The 16,905-nt window shown below is 71.0% G+C and carries 17 protein-coding genes; 13 read left to right on the top strand and 4 right to left on the bottom strand.

The genetic code is table 11. The annotated features are described in order from the left end of the window. The first annotated feature begins 90 nt into the window (after positions 1-90). The 6 genes from AC3AGO_RS14970 to AC3AGO_RS14945 all read left to right on the top strand — a co-directional run bounded on the left by AC3AGO_RS14970 (position 91) and on the right by AC3AGO_RS14945 (position 4,762). A complete protein-coding gene (locus AC3AGO_RS14970) occupies positions 91-1,386 on the top strand; it encodes an LmeA family phospholipid-binding protein (RefSeq protein ID WP_487820696.1) in 1,296 nt (431 codons plus the stop codon). Between the two features lie 140 nt (positions 1,387-1,526). Beyond that, positions 1,527-2,192: a tRNA (adenosine(37)-N6)-threonylcarbamoyltransferase complex dimerization subunit type 1 TsaB gene (gene tsaB / locus AC3AGO_RS14965; protein WP_487820695.1), complete on the top strand. Its 666-nt coding sequence runs from the start codon at positions 1,527-1,529 to the stop codon at positions 2,190-2,192. 47 nt (positions 2,193-2,239) lie between these two features. Then, positions 2,240-2,737 carry a ribosomal protein S18-alanine N-acetyltransferase gene (gene rimI, locus AC3AGO_RS14960; protein WP_487824664.1) on the top strand — a complete coding sequence of 166 codons (498 nt, stop codon included), beginning with the start codon at positions 2,240-2,242 and terminating at the stop codon, positions 2,735-2,737. After that, complete coding sequence (tsaD, locus tag AC3AGO_RS14955) at positions 2,730-3,896, top strand: tRNA (adenosine(37)-N6)-threonylcarbamoyltransferase complex transferase subunit TsaD (protein WP_487820694.1); 1,167 nt, start codon at positions 2,730-2,732, stop codon at positions 3,894-3,896. The genes rimI and tsaD overlap by 8 nt, the downstream gene beginning before the upstream one ends. Continuing rightward, on the top strand, positions 3,893-4,159 hold the full coding sequence (locus AC3AGO_RS14950) for a hypothetical protein (protein WP_487820693.1): 267 nt from the start codon (positions 3,893-3,895) through the stop codon (positions 4,157-4,159). Before tsaD ends, AC3AGO_RS14950 begins: the two co-directional genes overlap by 4 nt. A 144-nt stretch (positions 4,160-4,303) precedes the next feature. Then, the gene (locus AC3AGO_RS14945; protein ID WP_487820692.1) at positions 4,304-4,762 is read left to right on the top strand and encodes a lamin tail domain-containing protein; all 459 of its coding nucleotides are present in this window, start codon (positions 4,304-4,306) and stop codon (positions 4,760-4,762) included. Between the two features lie 25 nt (positions 4,763-4,787). On the opposite strand, the gene AC3AGO_RS14940 is transcribed toward AC3AGO_RS14945, so the two are convergent. Then, complete coding sequence (locus AC3AGO_RS14940; protein ID WP_487820691.1) at positions 4,788-5,966, bottom strand: THUMP-like domain-containing protein; 1,179 nt, start codon at positions 5,964-5,966, stop codon at positions 4,788-4,790. Positions 5,967-6,207: 241 nt separating this feature from the next. On the opposite strand from AC3AGO_RS14940, the gene groES reads away from it, so the two are divergent. Both groES and groL read left to right on the top strand, forming a co-directional pair. After that, positions 6,208-6,516: a co-chaperone GroES gene (gene groES / locus AC3AGO_RS14935; RefSeq protein ID WP_487820690.1), complete on the top strand. Its 309-nt coding sequence runs from the start codon at positions 6,208-6,210 to the stop codon at positions 6,514-6,516. 112 nt (positions 6,517-6,628) lie between these two features. Continuing rightward, a complete protein-coding gene (gene groL / locus AC3AGO_RS14930; protein ID WP_487820689.1) occupies positions 6,629-8,257 on the top strand; it encodes a chaperonin GroEL in 1,629 nt (542 codons plus the stop codon). Between the two features lie 121 nt (positions 8,258-8,378). Here groL and AC3AGO_RS14925 read toward each other — a convergent pair whose 3' ends face one another. Further along, positions 8,379-9,152, bottom strand: coding sequence for an SDR family NAD(P)-dependent oxidoreductase (locus AC3AGO_RS14925; RefSeq protein WP_487820688.1), 774 nt, complete (start codon positions 9,150-9,152; stop codon positions 8,379-8,381). A 154-nt stretch (positions 9,153-9,306) separates the two neighbouring features. Here AC3AGO_RS14925 and AC3AGO_RS14920 point away from each other — a divergent pair, with 154 nt between their 5' ends. Next, on the top strand, positions 9,307-10,200 hold the full coding sequence (locus AC3AGO_RS14920; protein WP_487820687.1) for a LysR family transcriptional regulator: 894 nt from the start codon (positions 9,307-9,309) through the stop codon (positions 10,198-10,200). 128 nt (positions 10,201-10,328) lie between these two features. Here AC3AGO_RS14920 and AC3AGO_RS14915 read toward each other — a convergent pair whose 3' ends face one another. Next, complete coding sequence (locus AC3AGO_RS14915) at positions 10,329-10,667, bottom strand: WhiB family transcriptional regulator (protein WP_487820686.1); 339 nt, start codon at positions 10,665-10,667, stop codon at positions 10,329-10,331. A gap of 367 nt (positions 10,668-11,034) precedes the next feature. Between AC3AGO_RS14915 and AC3AGO_RS14910 the strand changes: the two genes are divergently transcribed. The 4 genes from AC3AGO_RS14910 (at position 11,035) to AC3AGO_RS14895 (ending at position 15,420) form a co-directional block, all read left to right on the top strand. Next, a complete protein-coding gene (locus AC3AGO_RS14910; RefSeq protein ID WP_345747978.1) occupies positions 11,035-11,646 on the top strand; it encodes a response regulator in 612 nt (203 codons plus the stop codon). Positions 11,647-11,920: 274 nt separating this feature from the next. Beyond that, a complete protein-coding gene (locus AC3AGO_RS14905) occupies positions 11,921-12,505 on the top strand; it encodes a sigma-70 family RNA polymerase sigma factor (protein WP_487820685.1) in 585 nt (194 codons plus the stop codon). 96 nt (positions 12,506-12,601) lie between these two features. After that, the gene (gene guaB / locus AC3AGO_RS14900) at positions 12,602-14,104 is read left to right on the top strand and encodes an IMP dehydrogenase (protein WP_487820684.1); all 1,503 of its coding nucleotides are present in this window, start codon (positions 12,602-12,604) and stop codon (positions 14,102-14,104) included. Positions 14,105-14,310: 206 nt separating this feature from the next. Further along, on the top strand, positions 14,311-15,420 hold the full coding sequence (locus AC3AGO_RS14895; protein WP_487820683.1) for a GuaB3 family IMP dehydrogenase-related protein: 1,110 nt from the start codon (positions 14,311-14,313) through the stop codon (positions 15,418-15,420). 175 nt (positions 15,421-15,595) lie between these two features. Here AC3AGO_RS14895 and AC3AGO_RS14890 read toward each other — a convergent pair whose 3' ends face one another. Continuing rightward, a complete protein-coding gene (locus AC3AGO_RS14890; protein ID WP_487820682.1) occupies positions 15,596-16,858 on the bottom strand; it encodes a nucleotide sugar dehydrogenase in 1,263 nt (420 codons plus the stop codon). Between the last annotated feature and the right edge of the window lie 47 nt (positions 16,859-16,905).

Genomic DNA, 16,905 nt, shown 5'->3' with positions numbered 1-16,905 from the left:
CCATTGTGGTCGCATGTGCCGATGGCCCCCCACGGATCATCGACAAGCTCCACAGGCCGCATACCAGCGGCACGGAATCCTTACGAAGAGTTGGCCTCGCCGGACCACCCCGACCCCTCCGGGACGGCGCGGCCCAATCCGTACGAGGCACTGGCAGCCGACCCCGACCCTTACGGGCAGCCGTACGAGAACCCCCACACGTACGGCACGGGACACGGCCCCGGTGCGGACCGCGGCGGCGAGGGACCGCTCGGGTTCTCGCTCCGCTCGGACTACGACGACCGCGAAGCCGCCCCCTCCGACTACGACGCGGACTACGGCTACGAGGACCGGATGCCGTACATCCGGGCGGTGCGACGGCGCCGCAGGTCGCGGGTGCGCAGGACGCTCAAGGTCGTCATCGCCGTCACCGTGCTGCTCGCCTTTCTCGCCGTCGGCGACCGCTGGGCGGCGCTGTACGCGGAGAACAAGGCGGCGGACAAGGTGCAGAGCGCGCTGAAGCTGCACGCCCAGCCCGAGGTGCACATCAACGGCTTCCCCTTCCTCACGCAGGTCGCCCGGGACCGCATCGACCACGCCGACGTCACCATTCCCGACATGCAGGCGGGCCGGGTCTCGGTCGCGCAGGTGAAGGGCTCGGTCAACGACGTACGGATCGTCGGCGGCGACACCCCCACTTCCATCAAGGGCGCCGTCCTGGGGAAGATGCGCGGCGACGTGCTGCTCGACTTCGACGACCTGGACCGTGAACTGGGCACCTCGCAGGTGAAGTTCCGGGCCGGCGGCGGCTCCAACACGGTGCTCGCCGACGGCGAGCTGCCGGTGGCGGGCAAGAAGGTGAAGGTGCGCGGCCGTGCCCATCTGGAGCGCACCGGCGACCACGGCGTCGGCACCACGGTGGACGCCATGCGGCTGGACGTGCCCGGGCTGTTCTCGTACACGCCCGGCAAGGACGGCGGGCTGCGGCTGGCGAAGCCGCTCGCCGACCGGATCCGGCACGACGCGGCGAAGGCCAAGGCGCTGTTCGGCGTCGGCTCGGTCGCGAAGCGCCTCGGGCTGACGCCGGAGCGGGCCGAGAAGGTGCGGCAGAGCGAGAGCGAACTGCACCGGGTCACCGGGGCGCCGAAGTTCGTGGACAAGCTCATGAAGGTCAACATGCTGGACGTCGTCGCCCAGCATCCGTGGATGCTGAAGAAGGTCGGCATCGACCCGGGTCTGCTCGGCAGCCTGAAGAAGCTCGAGGAGCCCAAGCTCGCGGACAAGCTCTCGCTGAACACCCGCCTCCCGGACATCCCCGGGAACGTGAAGCTGCGGGAGATCTCCGTGAAGAAGGACGGCATCCACGCGAAGCTCACCGGCTCCGGGATGAAGGTCGGCGGCCACTGAGCGGCAGCCACTGATCGGAGGCCGTCGGCCACTGAGCGGTCCGTGCCGGGATCGTCCCGGTCCCGTACGGGTGCCCGTAAGGGGCCCCGTACGGGTGGACCCCGTCCCGACCGGTTTGCCCGCCGCCGTACTCTGGCTACGTGCTGCTGCTCGCTCTTGACACCGCTACGCCCGCCATCACCGTCGCCCTGTACGACGCCGACGGCGCCCGCACGCTCGCCGCGTCCGACCAGAACGACGCCCGGCACCACGGGGAGCTGCTGCTTCCCGCGGTCGATCGGGTGCTGCGGGACGCGGGCCGCGGCCTGGACGAGGTCTCCGCGCTCGTCGTCGGCGTCGGCCCGGGCCCGTACACCGGGCTGCGGGTCGGCCTGGCCACCGCCGAGTCCTTCGGCGCCGCGCTCGGCATCCCCGTGCACGGCCTGTGCACCCTGGACGGGCTCGCGTACGCCTCCGGGCTCGACTCTCCCTTCGTCGTGGCGACGGACGCCCGGCGCAAGGAGGTCTACTGGGCGCGGTACGCCGACTTCCGCACCCGCGTGAGCGAACCGGCCGTCGACCGGCCCGCGGAGCTCGCCGGGCAGGTCGCGGACGTACCGGCGGTCGGCGCCGGCGCGCTGCTGTACGCGGACTCCTTCCCCGGCGTACGGAAGGACCTGCCCGCCGACCAGTCGGCCGCGGCACTGGCCCGGCTCGCCGCCGAGAAGCTGGCCCGCGGCGAGGAACTGCTGCCGCCCCGGCCGCTGTATCTGCGCAGGCCCGACGCCCAGGTGCCGGCCAACTACAAGGTGGTCACCCCCAAGTGACGCCCGCCACAGACCGGTTCACCGCGGCCGATGCCGAGCTGCGCGAGATGCGCTGGTGGGACATCGAGGCCGTGCTCGGGCTGGAGGCCGCGCTGTTCCCCGACGACGCCTGGACCTCGGGCATGTTCTGGTCGGAACTCGCCCGCGCCCGCGGCCCGGAGGCCACCCGCCGCTATCTCGTCGCGGACCGCGGCGACGGCACGCTGGCCGGCTACGGCGGGCTCGCCGCCGTCGACGGCACCGGCGACGTACAGACCATCGGGGTGCTGCCGGCCCACGAGGGCACCGGGCTCGGCGCGCGGCTGCTGGGCGCGCTGATCGAGGCGTCCCGCGGCTTCGGCTGCCACGAGGTGCTGCTGGAGGTGCGGGTGGACAACGCCCGCGCCCAACGGCTGTACAAGCGCTTCGGGTTCGTCCCCGTCGGCTACCGGCGCGGCTACTACCAGCCCGGCAACATCGACGCGCTCGTCATGCGCCGCGCGGCGGACACACCCCTCACCACCCCCGCGAACGACCAGAACCAAGGAACACGGAGCCATGGCTGACGAACCCCTCGTCCTCGGCATCGAGACCTCCTGCGACGAGACCGGCGTCGGCATCGTCCGCGGTCACACCCTGCTCGCCGACGCGGTCGCCTCCAGCGTCGACGAGCACGCGCGCTTCGGCGGCGTCGTGCCCGAAGTCGCCAGCCGCGCCCACCTCGAAGCCATGATCCCGACCATCGAGCGCGCCCTGCGCGAGGCCGGCGTCGCCCCGCGCGACCTCGACGGCATCGCCGTCACCGCCGGGCCGGGACTCGCGGGCGCGCTGCTCGTCGGCGTCGCGGCGGCGAAGGCGTACGCGTACGCGCTGGGCAAGCCCGTGTACGGCGTGAACCACCTCGCCTCGCACATCTGCGTCGACCAGCTGGAACACGGCGCGCTGCCCGAGCCGACGATGGCGCTGCTGGTGTCGGGCGGGCACTCCTCGCTGCTGCTCGCGCCGGACATCACCGCCGACGTACGGCCGCTCGGCTCCACCATCGACGACGCGGCGGGCGAGGCCTTCGACAAGGTGGCCCGCATCCTCAACCTCGGCTTCCCCGGCGGCCCCGTCATCGACAAGTACGCGCGCGAGGGCGACCCGTCCGCGATCGCCTTCCCCCGCGGGCTGACCGGACCGCGGGACGCGCCGTACGACTTCTCCTTCTCCGGCCTGAAGACCTCCGTCGCCCGCTGGATCGAGGCCAAGCGGAAGGCCGGCGAGGACGTGCCTGTACGGGACGTGTCCGCGTCCTTCCAGGAGGCCGTCACGGACGTGCTCACCCGCAAGGCCATCCGCGCCTGCAAGGACGAGGGCGTCGACCACCTCATGATCGGCGGCGGTGTCGCGGCGAACTCCCGGCTGCGGGCGATGGCGCAGGAGCGGTGCGCGGACGCGGGGATCACGCTGCGCGTGCCGCGGCCGAAGCTGTGCACGGACAACGGCGCGATGGTCGCCGCGCTGGGCGCCGAGATGGTCGCGCGGAACCGCGCGGCGTCCGGCTGGGACCTGCCCGCCGACTCCTCGCTGCCGGTGACGGAGCCTCATGTGCCGGGCACGCCGCAGGAGTCGGGGCCGGACCACGACGGCCACGCCCACGGCCACGACGGCCACGGGCACGGCGCGGACCACGCCCACGACCACGTACACGAACTCAGCAGGAAGAACCTCTACTCCTCATGACCGTCGCCCTGATGTGGGAGGCCAAGGCCGCAGAGGGCCGTGGCCCCGAGCTGCTCTCCTGGGCCCGCGCCCAGACCCCGGAAAGCCGGACCCCGGAGCAACAGCCGCTGCGCCGCGAGCACTTCTCCGCGCCCGGCGGCCGCGTCCTCGTCATCACCTGGTGGGACGGCGCGTACGACGCCGAACTGCCCGAACTCCCGGACCCCGCACCGGAACTGATCGCCCGTCCGGTGCACCGCTGGCGCTTCGAGCAGGTCTCCTAGCTGCACAGCTCCCCAGCTGAACAGGCGCCCCGGCTAATGCAGGTGTCGGATTTTCCGTACGCAGGGAGTCTTGAGGGGAAACTTCCCGCTTTAATGGGCGCATATGCCCGGTGATCAGTCCGGGCCTGCCCGTGGGGGGTTCCTATGAAGATCCGTCGTGCGCTGATAGCCGGAACGGCCGTGGGGGCGGCCGCCGTTCTCGGCGTCACCGTCTCCGCGCCCGCACAGGCCGCGTCGTATCCCGTGCAGTTCCGCTACTTCCAGTACGACAGCCCGGGTTCGGACACCCGCGCCAACTCCCAGATCAACAAGGAGTACTTCACGCTCAAGAACACCTCGCGGGCCGGCGTGAACCTCAAGGGCTGGAAGGTGCGGGACAACCACGGCTACACGTACACCTTCACCTCGTCCTACACGCTGAAGTCCGGCAAGAGCGTGCGGGTCCACACCGGCAAGGGCGCGAACACCAGCACCGACCGCTACTGGTGGCGCAGTTGGTACACCTGGAACAACACGGGGGACAAGGCGACGCTGCGCAGCTCGTCCGGCGCCTGGAAGGACTCCTGCTCCTGGGGCAGGAGCGGAAGCTACAAGTACTGCTGACCCGGCACCGCCGGAGCCCCGCGAGTCACCCCGCCGGGTGACCCAGCAGCGTCGTGGGCGCTCCGGCGACCCGCGTGAGGAACACCGTGGTCGAGTGCGGGCCCTGGAGCTTGAGCTTCTTCCGCAGCTCCTCGGGCTCGACGGCGGAGCCGCGCTTCTTCACGGTGGCCACGCCGACTCCGCGGTCCCGCAGCAGGGCCCTCAACTTCTTGACGTTGAAGGGGATTTCGTCGGTGATCTCGTAGACGGTCGCGTACGGCGTCGGGTGCAGCTCGTCGCTCGTCACGTACGCGATCGTCGGGTCCACCAGCCGCCCGTTCACCTGCTCGGCCACCTCGCTCACCAGGTGCGCCCGGATCACGGCCCCGTCCGGCTCGTACAGATAGCGGCCCACGGGCCCCGGCTCCGGGTCGGGCAGCCCGCGCCCGGCGAGGCTGTCACCGCGGGGGAGCAGAGTCGCTCGTACGTTCCCGGCGCGCACGCCCTCCCCGAACCACAGCACGGCCTCCTTCACATCCCCGCCGTCCGAGACCCACTCGGCCTCGGCGTCCTCGGGGACGGCCTCGTGCGGAATGCCCGGGGCCACCTTCAGCGCCGCGTACGACACCCGGCGGGCGACCTCCACGGACCGGCTCAGCGGCGGCGAATACGCCTCCGGATCGAACACCCGGCCCCGGCCGCCCCGCCGCGCCGGATCGAGGAACACCGCGTCACAGTCCGACACATCGGTGTCCCCGACCTCCTGGCAGCGCACCTCGATCAGGCCGGACAGCCCCAGCGCCTCCGCGTTCGCCCGGGCGACGGCGCAGGTCACGGGGTCCCGGTCGACGGCCAGTACGGAGATCCCGGCGCGGGCGAGCGCGATCGCGTCGCCGCCGATGCCGCAGCACAGATCCGCGAGCCGGCGTACGCCCGCGTCCTCGGCGAAGCGGCGGGCGCGCCGCGTGGCGACGGCCGTACGGGTCGACTGTTCGAGGCCGTCAGGCGTGAAATACATCCGTGCCGCGTCCCGCGCGCCGAACTTCGCCACCGCGCGCTGCCGCAGCCGCGCCTGGGCCAGCGCCGCGGAGACCAGACCGGCGGGGTGTTCGCGGCGCAGCCGGGTGGCCACGGCCAGCTCGTCGCCCGCGTCGTAGTCGCGCAGGCCGTGCAGCAGGTCCTGCCCCTCGGCGGTCAGCAGTGCGGTGAAAGCGTCAAGATCCACGCCCCCATTGTCCCGGCGCGGGGGCGGGCCGGAGACCGCCGGGTTCCGGTACTTCGGCGAGCCATTGGCACTCTGGTTGACGGAGTGCTAACCGCGGCATAATCTCGACCCTGGCACTCTCCCCCGGTGAGTGCCAGCTATACGCGACGGGCAGATCCGGCACCCGCGACGACGGATCTACCAGGTCGCCACCCCAGACATAAGACCCCGTGATGAGAACTCCGAAGGGGGAGGTCGGATCGTGTCGACCGCCAGCTCCAAGGTTGCCATCAAGCCGCTCGAGGACCGGATTGTGGTCCAGCCGCTCGACGCCGAAGAGACCACGGCCTCCGGCCTGGTCATCCCGGACACCGCGAAGGAGAAGCCCCAGGAGGGCACTGTCCTCGCCGTTGGTCCGGGTCGCTTCGAGGACGGCAACCGCCTGCCGCTCGACGTGAAGGTCGGCGACATCGTGCTGTACAGCAAGTACGGCGGCACCGAGGTGAAGTACAGCGGCGAGGACTACCTCGTCCTCTCGGCCCGCGACGTTCTCGCGATCGTCGAGAAGTAAGTCACCGAAGCCGGAAGAGACCGCTTCTGATCCGCGCCCTGGTTCCCGCATCCGCACTCAAGGGATGACCGGGGCCGGGGCGCGGTTCGTTTGAGAGGACCCAACAGCTGCCATGGCGAAGATCCTGAAGTTTGACGAGGACGCCCGTCGCGCCCTCGAGCGCGGCGTCAACAAGCTCGCCGACACGGTCAAGGTGACCATCGGCCCCAAGGGCCGGAACGTCGTCATCGACAAGAAGTTCGGCGCCCCGACCATCACCAACGACGGCGTCACCATCGCCCGTGAGGTCGAGGTCGAGGACCCGTACGAGAACCTCGGCGCGCAGCTGGTGAAGGAGGTGGCGACCAAGACCAACGACATCGCGGGTGACGGCACCACCACCGCCACCGTGCTGGCCCAGGCGCTGGTCCGCGAGGGCCTGCGCAACGTCGCCGCCGGCGCCTCCCCGGCCGCCCTCAAGAAGGGCATCGACGCCGCGGTCAAGGCCGTCTCCGACGACCTGCTCGCCACGGCCCGGCCGATCGACTCCAAGGAGGACATCGCCTCCGTAGCCGCGCTGTCCGCCCAGGACAAGCAGGTCGGCGAGCTCATCGCCGAGGCGATGGACAAGGTCGGCAAGGACGGCGTCATCACCGTCGAGGAGTCCCAGACCTTCGGCCTGGAGCTGGACTTCACCGAGGGCATGGCCTTCGACAAGGGCTACCTGTCGCCGTACATGGTGACCGACCAGGAGCGTATGGAGGCCGTCCTCGACGACCCGTACATCCTGATCCACCAGGGCAAGATCAGCTCCATCCAGGACCTGCTGCCGCTGCTCGAGAAGATCATGCAGTCCGGTGGCTCCAAGCCGCTGCTGATCATCGCCGAGGACGTCGAGGGCGAGGCGCTCTCCACCCTCGTCGTCAACAAGATCCGCGGCACCTTCAACGCGACCGCGGTGAAGGCCCCCGGCTTCGGCGACCGCCGCAAGGCGATGCTGCAAGACATGGCCACCCTCACCGGCGGCACTGTCATCGCCGAGGAGGTCGGCCTCAAGCTCGACCAGGCCGGTCTGGACGTGCTGGGCACCGCCCGCCGCGTCACGATCACCAAGGACGACACCACCATCGTCGACGGCGGTGGCAAGTCCGAGGACGTGCAGGCCCGCGTCGCCCAGATCAAGGCCGAGATCGAGAACACCGACTCGGACTGGGACCGCGAGAAGCTGCAGGAGCGCCTGGCCAAGCTGGCCGGCGGCGTCTGCGTCATCCGCGTCGGTGCCGCGACCGAGGTCGAGCTCAAGGAGAAGAAGCACCGTCTGGAGGACGCCATCTCCGCGACCCGCGCCGCGGTCGAGGAGGGCATCGTCTCCGGTGGCGGCACGGCGCTCGTGCACTCCGCCAAGGTGCTGGAGAACTCCCTCGGCAAGGAGGGCGACGAGGCCACCGGCGTCGCCGCCGTCCGCCGCGCCGTCGTCGAGCCGCTGCGCTGGATCGCCGAGAACGCCGGCCTCGAGGGCTACGTCATCACCGCCAAGGTGAGCGAGCTCGAGAAGGGCCAGGGCTTCAACGCCGCCACCGGCGTGTACGGCGACCTCGTCAAGGAGGGCGTCATCGACCCGGTCAAGGTGACCCGGTCCGCGCTGGAGAACGCCGCCTCCATCGCCTCGCTGCTGCTCACGACCGAGACCCTGGTCGTCGAGAAGCCGGCCGAGGAGGAAGAGGCGCAGGGCGGTGGCCACGGCCACGGCCACGCGCACTGAGCGCAGTCGCACGAAGGGCCGGTACGGAGTACCGGCCCCCGAGGCCCGGCACCCCCGCACGGGGGCGCCGGGCCTCGTCCGTGCGCGGCCCGGTGCGGGGGCCGGCCCGGGACGAACTGCCCTACTGCGGCCCGTACTTGCGGCCCGTCGTGGAGGAGGCGCGGGAGATCAGCGCGCTGGGCATCAGCTTCACCGCGCCCATCACCACCTTGTAGCGCGGGTCCGGAATCGACAGGGTCTTGCTCCGTGCCAGGTCCCGCATCGCCGCGTCCACCAGCTTGTCCGCGTCGAGCCACATCCAGTCCGGGATGTTGCCGGTGTCCATGCCGGCCCGCTGGTGGAACTCCGTACGGACGAAGCCCGGGCACAGCGCCATCAGCCGCACCCCCGTGCCCGCCAGGTCCTTCGCCGCGCCCTGCGTGAACTGCACGACCCACGACTTGCTCGCGCCGTACGTGCCGCGCGGTACGAACGCCGCCACCGAGGCGACGTTCACCACGCCGCCGCGGCCCCGCCCGCGCATGCTCTCCGCCGCCGCCGAGGTGAGCCGCAGCACCGCCTCGCAGTGCACCTTCAGCATGGTCAGCTCATCCGCCATCGGGACGTCGAGATAGCGGCCCTTGTTGCCGAACCCGGCGTTGTTCACCAGCAGATCGACGGGGTGGTCCGGGTCCCGCAGCCGGTCCTCGACCGACGTGATGCCCTCATCCGTGGCGAGGTCGGCGGAGAGCACCGACACCTCGACACCGTGCCGGTCGTGCAGTTCTGTCGCCTCGGCCCGCAGGCGTTCCGCATCGCGGGCCACCAGCACCAGGTCGAGTCCGTCGCGGGCCAGCCGCCGCGCGAACGCCGCCCCGATGCCCGCTGTCGCTCCCGTAATCAACGCTGTCGTCATGGGGGCACGCTATCCACGACCGCCCGCGGCCCGAGAGCCCAGCCCGTACGCCTTCGCGCACGCCCGGGGCCGGGGTCTCGTCGGGGAGACGACCGGATGAAAGGGGCCGGCGGTATTTTCCGGTTCCGCCCAAGCCCGCCTTATGCTCGGGAGTGTGATCGAGGCCCGCCATCTCCGTGTCCTGCGCGCGGTCGTCCAGACCGGTTCGTTCTCCGCCGCCGCCCGCGAGCTGGGCTGCACCCAGCCGGCCGTCAGCCAGCAGATGAAAGCCCTCGAACAGTCCGCCGGGACACCGCTGTTGGTGCGCACGGGACGGGAGACCCGCCCCACCGAGGCGGGCGAGGCCCTGCTGCGGCACGCGGCCGGCATCCTCGCCGGGCTGACCGCGGCCGAGGAGGAGGTCGCCGCCATCGCGGGCCTGCGCGCCGGGCGCGTACGCCTGGTCTCCTTCCCCAGCGGCAGCTCGTCGCTGGTGCCGACAGCCGTCGCGGCGATGCGTACGGACCACCCCGGCACCCGCGTGTCGCTGGTGGAAGCGGAGCCCCCGCGCTCGGTGGAGATGCTGCGCGCGGGGGAGTGCGACATCGCGCTCGCCTTCCGCTATGAGCCCTCGCCCGAGTGGGACGACCTCGTCGTCCGGCCGCTGCTCACCGACCGGCTCGTCGGACTCGTCCCGCAGGAGCACCCCTTCGCGCAGTCAGGCGAGGAGGAAGTGGAGATCGGCCGGCTCGCCGAGGAGCCGTGGATCGCCGGCTGCCCGCGCTGCCGCAAGCACCTGGTCGACGTGTGCGAGGCCGCGGGCTTCACCCCGCGCATCGACTTCGCGACCGACGACTATCCGGCCGTCGTGGGACTGGTCGGCGCGGGCCTCGGCGTGGCCGTCCTGCCGGAGCTCGCGGTCGAGTCCGTACAGCCGAAGGGCGCCCGTACGGTCCGGGTGTCCCCGGCCGTACGGCGCGAGGTCGTCGCTCTGACGCTGCCGGACCTGGCCCGGGTGCCCGCCGTCGCCGGCATGCTGGACCGTCTGGAGACCGCGGCCGCGCGCTGAAGCCGGGCCCGGACTGTGCCCGGACCCGGCTTCGGGCGGCTCTGCTCCTCCGGCTCTGCTCGACTGTCTCTGTTCGGCGGTCTCCGTCGGAACGGCTCCGTGGGACCGTCCTGCTGGAACGTTTCTGCTCAGCCGGCCGCCCTGCTCGGTTCCGGGGCACGGCCCGGTCCCGCGGCCGTGGACATGCGGTTGCGGGCGCGGCCCATCAGTTCCTCACGCTCGTCCTCGGTGAGGCCGCCCCACACGCCGTACGGCTCCCGGACCGCCAGCGCGTGCGCCGCGCACTCGGAGCGGACGGGGCAGCGCATGCAGACCTCCTTCGCGGAGGTCTCGCGCGCGCTGCGGGCCGCACCGCGCTCCCCTTCGGGGTGGAAGAAGAGGGAGCTGTCGACACCGCGGCAGGCGGCCAGGAGCTGCCAGTCCCACAGGTCGGCGTTCGGGCCCGGAAGGCGGGAGAAGTCTGCCATCACGTGTCCTCTCGAAGGCGCCCTGAGGCTCACCAGTCAATCGTGCGTAAATATGACTCATTGAGAATCTAGTCATAGAAATCACGAAACGGAAGGAAGCGCCGTCAAGTAGGGCAAAAACGGACAAGACTTCCGGGGGTCGCGGCAGCCCTGCGATGCGGCTGAACCGTGTACGGGTGATCACGTAGAGTGCCGAATGTGGCCGCAGAAGGCCGTAACTCTTTTGGGTGACCGTCGTTGAGAAGGCGGAAGCGGTTGACGGAAGACCGGCTCGGGTATTGCTCTCCGAGGCCGTCGGCCGCACAGGTGACGATTCAACAGCAGCCTGGAGGCTCAAGGTGATGCGCATCAGCTGCGGAGGGCGGTCATGACATCCGTCCTCGTCTGCGACGACTCCCCGCTTGCCCGAGAGGCGCTCCGCCGCGCGGTGGCGACCGTTCCCGGCGTCGAGCGTGTGACGACGGCGGCCAACGGCGAGGAAGTCCTCCGCCGCTGGGGCGCCGACCGCTCCGATCTGATTCTGATGGACGTCCGGATGCCTGGACTCGGCGGAGTGGAGACCGTTCGGCGGCTGCTCTCCGCCGACCCCGGCGCCCGGGTCATCATGCTGACGGTGGCCGAGGATCTCGACGGCGTGGCACTGGCCGTGGCGGCCGGCGCCCGCGGTTATCTCCACAAGGACGCTTCGCGTGCCGAGCTGCGTGCCACGGTCACGCAGGCGCTCGCGGACCCGACGTGGCGGCTCGCGCCGCGCCGGCTGCGCTCCGCCGAGATGGGGGCCGCGCCGACTCTGACGGCGCGTGAGATCCAGGTCCTCGAAGGCATGAGTCACGGCAGGTCCAATGCCGAGATCGGGCGGGAGCTCTTCCTGTCCGAGGACACGGTGAAGACCCACGCGCGCCGTCTGTTCAAGAAACTCGGCGCCTCCGACCGGGCACACGCGGTGGCTCTCGGCTTCCGCTGGGGTCTCGTGCGCTAACTCACGTTCGACTCACGTTCGCCACCCGCCCGCCTGCCCCGACCGGGTCTTCTCGCCGCGACGAGGGGCCGGCAGGGGAAAGGCGGGGGCGGCAGGGCGGCACGTAATCTCGCGCGTGCCGCATGCTTGGAGTATGGAGTTCCTCGGGGACCGGCCGGTCAGGCGTGAGGGGAGGGCGCGGGACATGAGGGCCAGTGCGCCTGCTCATAACGCTTCGGTGCACAACTACGGGCGCGGTGCCGCGGATCGTACGGCGTCGGTGCACCATGGACCGATGCGCGATGACGGGCACGACGAGACGGCGGTCGTGAGCGCCCTCGTACAGCGCGCCGCCGAGGGGGACGAGCAGGCGACCCACGATCTTCTCGCGCATGTGCACCCGCTGGCGCTGCGCTACTGCCGCACGCGACTGACCCGACTGCCCGGCGACGCCCGGCACTTCGTGGACGACCTCGCGCAGGAAGTCTGCATCGCCGTGCTCTGCGCGCTGCCGCGCTACCGCGACACGGGGAAACCCTTCGAGGCGTTCGTCGTGGCCATCGCCCAGCACAAGGTCGCCGATCTGCAGCGCGCCGCCATGCGCGGACCCGGCAGCACCGCGGTGCCGTCCGACGAGATGCCGGAGCGCCCCGACGACTCGCTGGGTCCCGAGGAGCGCGCGGTGCTCAGCAGCGACGCGGAGTGGGCGAAGAAGCTCCTAGCCAATCTGCCCGACCACCAACGGGAGTTGGTGCTGTTGCGGGTCGCCGTCGGGCTCACCGCGGAGGAGACGGGGCAGATGCTCGGAATGTCCCCCGGGGCCGTGCGCGTTGCCCAGCACAGAGCGCTGAGCAGGCTGCGGGCCCTCGCAGAGCAGTAGCGGAGCCTGTGGTTCCCCCACTCCGGAGACGGTCCGGGCAGTGCTCGTGGACCGATAGCATGGGCTTCCCGCCGTGGCAAGCATTGGAAAGGTGTCATGACAGACAACGTCGACGGAGTCCCCGCCAAATTCGCCATGCTCGGGCTGACATACGACGACGTGCTGCTGCTGCCAGGCGAGTCGGACATGGCCCCGCAGGACATCGACACCGCCTCCCACATCTCGCGCAACGTCAAGGTGAACGTCCCGCTGCTGTCCGCGGCGATGGACAAGGTCACCGAGTCGCGGATGGCCATCGCCATGGCCCGTCAGGGCGGCGTCGGCGTGCTGCACCGCAATCTTTCGATCGAGGCCCAGGCCAACCAGGTCGACCGCGTGAAGCGGTCCGAGTCCGGCATGGTCACCGACCCGATCACCATCCGCCCGGACGCCACGCTGCGGGAGGCCGACGAGCTGTGCGGGCGCTTCCGTATCAGCGGCGTGCCGGTCACGGACGGCGCCGGGAAGCTGCTCGGCATCGTCACCAACCGCGACATGGCCTTCGAGTCGGACCGCGAGCGTGAGGTCCGCGAGGTCATGACGCCGATGCCGCTGGTCACCGGCAATGTCGGGATCTCCGGTGTCGAGGCCATGGAGCTGCTGCGCCGGCACAAGATCGAGAAGCTGCCGCTGGTCGACGACGCCGGGGTCATCAAGGGCCTGATCACGGTCAAGGACTTCGTGAAGGCCGAGCAGTACCCGAACGCGGCGAAGGACAGCGAGGGCCGGCTCGTCGTCGGCGCCGCGGTCGGCGTCGCGGGCGACGCGTACGACCGGGCCCAGGCGCTGATCGAGGCGGGTGCCGACTTCATCGTCGTGGACACCGCGCACGGCCACTCGCGGCTCGTCGGCGACATGGTCGCGAAGATCAAGTCGAACTCGTCGGTCGACGTCATCGGCGGCAACATCGCGACGCGCGAGGGCGCCAAGGCGCTCGTCGACTCGGGCGCGGACGGCATCAAGGTCGGTGTCGGTCCGGGCTCCATCTGCACCACGCGTGTCGTCGCCGGTATCGGCGTTCCGCAGGTCACGGCCATCTACGAGGCCGCGGAGGCCGCGAAGAGCGCGGGCGTCCCGGTCATCGGCGACGGCGGCCTGCAGTACAGCGGCGACATCGCCAAGGCGATCGTGGCCGGCGCCGACACGGTGATGCTCGGCAGCCTGCTGGCCGGCTGTGAGGAGTCGCCGGGCGAGCTGCTGTTCATCAACGGCAAGCAGTTCAAGTCGTACCGCGGCATGGGTTCGCTGGCCGCGATGCAGACGCGTGGCGACGACCGTTCGTACTCCAAGGACCGCTACTTCCAGGAGCAGGTCAGCGGCGACGACAAGCTGATCCCGGAGGGCGTCGAGGGCCAGGTGCCGTACCGCGGCCCGCTGTCCGCCGTGACGCACCAGCTGATCGGCGGTCTGAAGCAGTCGATGTTCTACGTCGGCGGGCGCACGATCCCGGAGATGAAGGAGAACGGCCGCTTCGTCCGGATCACGTCGGCGGGCCTCAAGGAGAGCCACCCGCACGACATCCAGATGACGACCGAGGCGCCGAACTATTCGCGGCGCTGACGCAGCACTGATTTTTCCCGGAGCCCGTGGCCTTCCCCGGCCGCGGGCTCCGCTGAGCGAGTACGGGGAATTGCCGCTGTTCCGGCGCGCCGTGTGTGCGCCGTGCCCCGTAGGGGGTACGGCGTCCGAGGGGCGCAGTGTCTCCCGGGAAGGCGCAGCGGAGATACTGGGACGGCACGACAGAGCGAAGGCTGAAGGGCAGAGACGTGACTGAGATCGAGATCGGGCGCGGGAAGCGCGGGCGGCGGGCGTACGCCTTCGACGACATCGCCGTGGTGCCGAGCCGCCGCACACGTGATCCGAAGGAGGTCTCGATCGCCTGGCAGATCGACGCCTACCGGTTCGAGCTGCCGTTCCTGGCCGCGCCGATGGACTCGGTCGTCTCGCCGCGCCAGGCGATCCGGATCGGCGAGCTGGGCGGCCTCGGTGTGCTCAACCTCGAGGGCCTGTGGACCCGTTACGAGGACCCGGAGCCGTTGCTGGCGGAGATCGCCGAGCTGGACGAGGTCACCGCGAACCGGCGGATGCAGGAGATCTACGCCGAGCCGATCAAGGAAGAGCTGATCGGCCAGCGGATCAAGGAGGTCCGGGACTCCGGCGTCGTGACCGCCGCGGCCCTGTCGCCGCAGCGCACCGCGGAGTTCTCGAAGACTGTCGTGGACGCGGGCGTCGACCTCTTCGTGATCCGCGGCACGACCGTCTCCGCCGAGCACGTGTCGAGCGCGGCCGAGCCGCTGAACCTCAAGCAGTTCATCTACGAGCTGGACGTGCCGGTCATTGTGGGCGGCTGCGCCACGTACACCGCGGCGCTGCACCTGATGCGTACCGGCGCGGCGGGCGTGCTCGTCGGCTTCGGCGGCGGCGCCGCGCACACCACGCGGAACGTGCTCGGCATCCAGGTGCCGATGGCGACTGCCGTCGCCGATGTCGCCGCGGCCCGGCGGGACTACATGGACGAGAGCGGCGGCCGCTACGTGCACGTCATCGCGGACGGCGGCGTCGGCTGGTCCGGCGACCTGCCGAAGGCCATCGCGTGCGGCTCGGACGCCGTGATGATCGGTTCGCCGCTGGCGCGCGCCACGGACGCGCCGGGGCGCGGGCACCACTGGGGCATGGAGGCCGTGCACGAGGATGTGCCGCGCGGAAAGCGGATGGACCTCGGCGTGGTCGGCACCACCGAGGAGGTGCTCCACGGTCCCTCGCACACGCCGGACGGTTCGATGAACTTCTTCGGGGCGCTGCGGCGGGCGATGGCGACGACCGGGTACTCCGATCTGAAGGAGTTCCAGCGGGTTGAGGTCATCGTCGCGCGGTAGCGCTGCGCTGAGCCTCGCCGGTTTTTAGGGGCACCCCCTTGTGGGGTGCCCCTTTGCGTGTCCGGGCTGCGCCCGGGGCGCATGCGTTGGGGTGCGGGGTGCGGTTCCCTGCGCGGGTGCGGTCCGGTGTGCCCACCCGTTCCGCCCCTTGGGCGGACCAGCTGCCCACACCTCGCTACAGCCTGTGCGCGGCTCCTGTGGGGGTGGCTCCTCTGGTGTCGAGGAGGAGTTGGGACTTGGCGGCCAGGCCCTGCAGGTCGTACGTGCGGTGGTGTTGGAGCAGCACGGTGAGGTCCGCGGCCGCCGCGGTCTCGTACAGCGCGTCGGCGCGCGGAACGGGGCGCCCCGCGACGTGCCACTGGAAGACGTACGGGTCGTGGAAGCTCAGCTGCGCGCCCAGGTCCTTGAGGCGGGTGGCCACTTCCCGCGCCGGCGCGCCCTCCTGGTCGGCGAGGTCCGGCTTGTAGGTGACGCCGAGCAGCAGGATGCGGGCGCCGCGGGCCGACTTGCCGTGCTCGTTGAGCAGCGCGGCGGCGCGCTGCGCCACGTACCGGGGCATCCGCGCGTTCGCCTCCTGGGCGACCTCGATCATCCGCAGTGGGTAACCCAGGGAACGGCTGCGGTACGAGAGGTACGTGGGGTCGACCGGTACGCCGTGGCCGCCCACGCCGGGGCCCGGCCGGAAGGCCTGGTAGCCGAACGGCTTGGTCTCCGCGCAGCGGATGACGTCCCACAGGTCCACGCCGATGTCGTGGCAGAAGACCGCCATCTCGTTCACGAGCGCGATGTTGACCTGGCGGTAGTTGGTCTCCAGCAGTTTGACCGTCTCGGCCTCGCGCGGGCCGCGGGCGCGGACGACCTTGTCGGTGAGCCGGCCGTAGAACGCCGCGGCGGCCTCCGTACAGGCGGGGGTGAGGCCGCCGATGACCTTCGGGGTGTTCGCGAAACCGAAGCCGCGGCTGCCGGGGTCGACCCGTGCGGGGGAATGGGCGAGATGGAAGTCGCGTCCCGCGCGCAACCCTGACCCCTCCTCCAGCAGGGGTCGCAGGATTTCCTCCGTACTCCCCGGGTACACCGTCGACTCGACGATGACGGTCGTACGGGGACGCAGCTGGGAGGCGAGCGTGTGAGCGGCGGCGCGTACCGCGGTCAGGTCCAGCGCGCTGTCCTCGCCGAGCGGCGTGGGGGCGCAGATGACGGCGGTGCGGGCGCGGCCGAGCACAGCGGGGTCGCTGGTGGCGCGGAAGCCCCCCGAGAGCATCCGGCGGATGGCCGCGGGGGACAGCGAGCCGTTCGTGGGCGGGCGGCCGGAGTTGAGGTCGGCGACGGTGTGCTCGTCCGGGTCGTAACCGATGGCCCCGATGCCGGCGGCGATGGCCGCCTGGGCCACAGAGAGCCCCGAATGGCCGAGACCCAGTACGGCGAGATCTGCGGGCATGACGGCGGACCTCCTCCTCTCGCAGCGCTCAGCGCGGAGTTGTGCTC

Source organism: Streptomyces sp. BL1 (assembly GCF_057628045.1).
The sequence above is the reverse complement of the archived record's forward strand: the minus strand, read 5'-3'. Positions and strand labels throughout refer to the sequence as shown.

What these genes read in the sequence shown, in the direction of transcription:
- AC3AGO_RS14890 (WP_487820682.1), bottom strand. Translation starts at nt 16,858, where the DNA reads ATGCCCGCAGATCTCGCCGTACTGGGTCTCGGCCATTCGGGGCTCTCT.
- AC3AGO_RS14945 (WP_487820692.1), top strand. Translation starts at nt 4,304, where the DNA reads ATGAAGATCCGTCGTGCGCTGATAGCCGGAACGGCCGTGGGGGCGGCC.
- tsaD (WP_487820694.1), top strand. Translation starts at nt 2,730, where the DNA reads ATGGCTGACGAACCCCTCGTCCTCGGCATCGAGACCTCCTGCGACGAG.
- AC3AGO_RS14910 (WP_345747978.1), top strand. Translation starts at nt 11,035, where the DNA reads ATGACATCCGTCCTCGTCTGCGACGACTCCCCGCTTGCCCGAGAGGCG.
- AC3AGO_RS14915 (WP_487820686.1), bottom strand. Translation starts at nt 10,667, where the DNA reads ATGGCAGACTTCTCCCGCCTTCCGGGCCCGAACGCCGACCTGTGGGAC.
- guaB (WP_487820684.1), top strand. Translation starts at nt 12,602, where the DNA reads ATGACAGACAACGTCGACGGAGTCCCCGCCAAATTCGCCATGCTCGGG.
- AC3AGO_RS14950 (WP_487820693.1), top strand. Translation starts at nt 3,893, where the DNA reads ATGACCGTCGCCCTGATGTGGGAGGCCAAGGCCGCAGAGGGCCGTGGC.
- AC3AGO_RS14925 (WP_487820688.1), bottom strand. Translation starts at nt 9,152, where the DNA reads ATGACGACAGCGTTGATTACGGGAGCGACAGCGGGCATCGGGGCGGCG.
- AC3AGO_RS14905 (WP_487820685.1), top strand. Translation starts at nt 11,921, where the DNA reads ATGCGCGATGACGGGCACGACGAGACGGCGGTCGTGAGCGCCCTCGTA.
- rimI (WP_487824664.1), top strand. Translation starts at nt 2,240, where the DNA reads ATGCGCTGGTGGGACATCGAGGCCGTGCTCGGGCTGGAGGCCGCGCTG.
- groL (WP_487820689.1), top strand. Translation starts at nt 6,629, where the DNA reads ATGGCGAAGATCCTGAAGTTTGACGAGGACGCCCGTCGCGCCCTCGAG.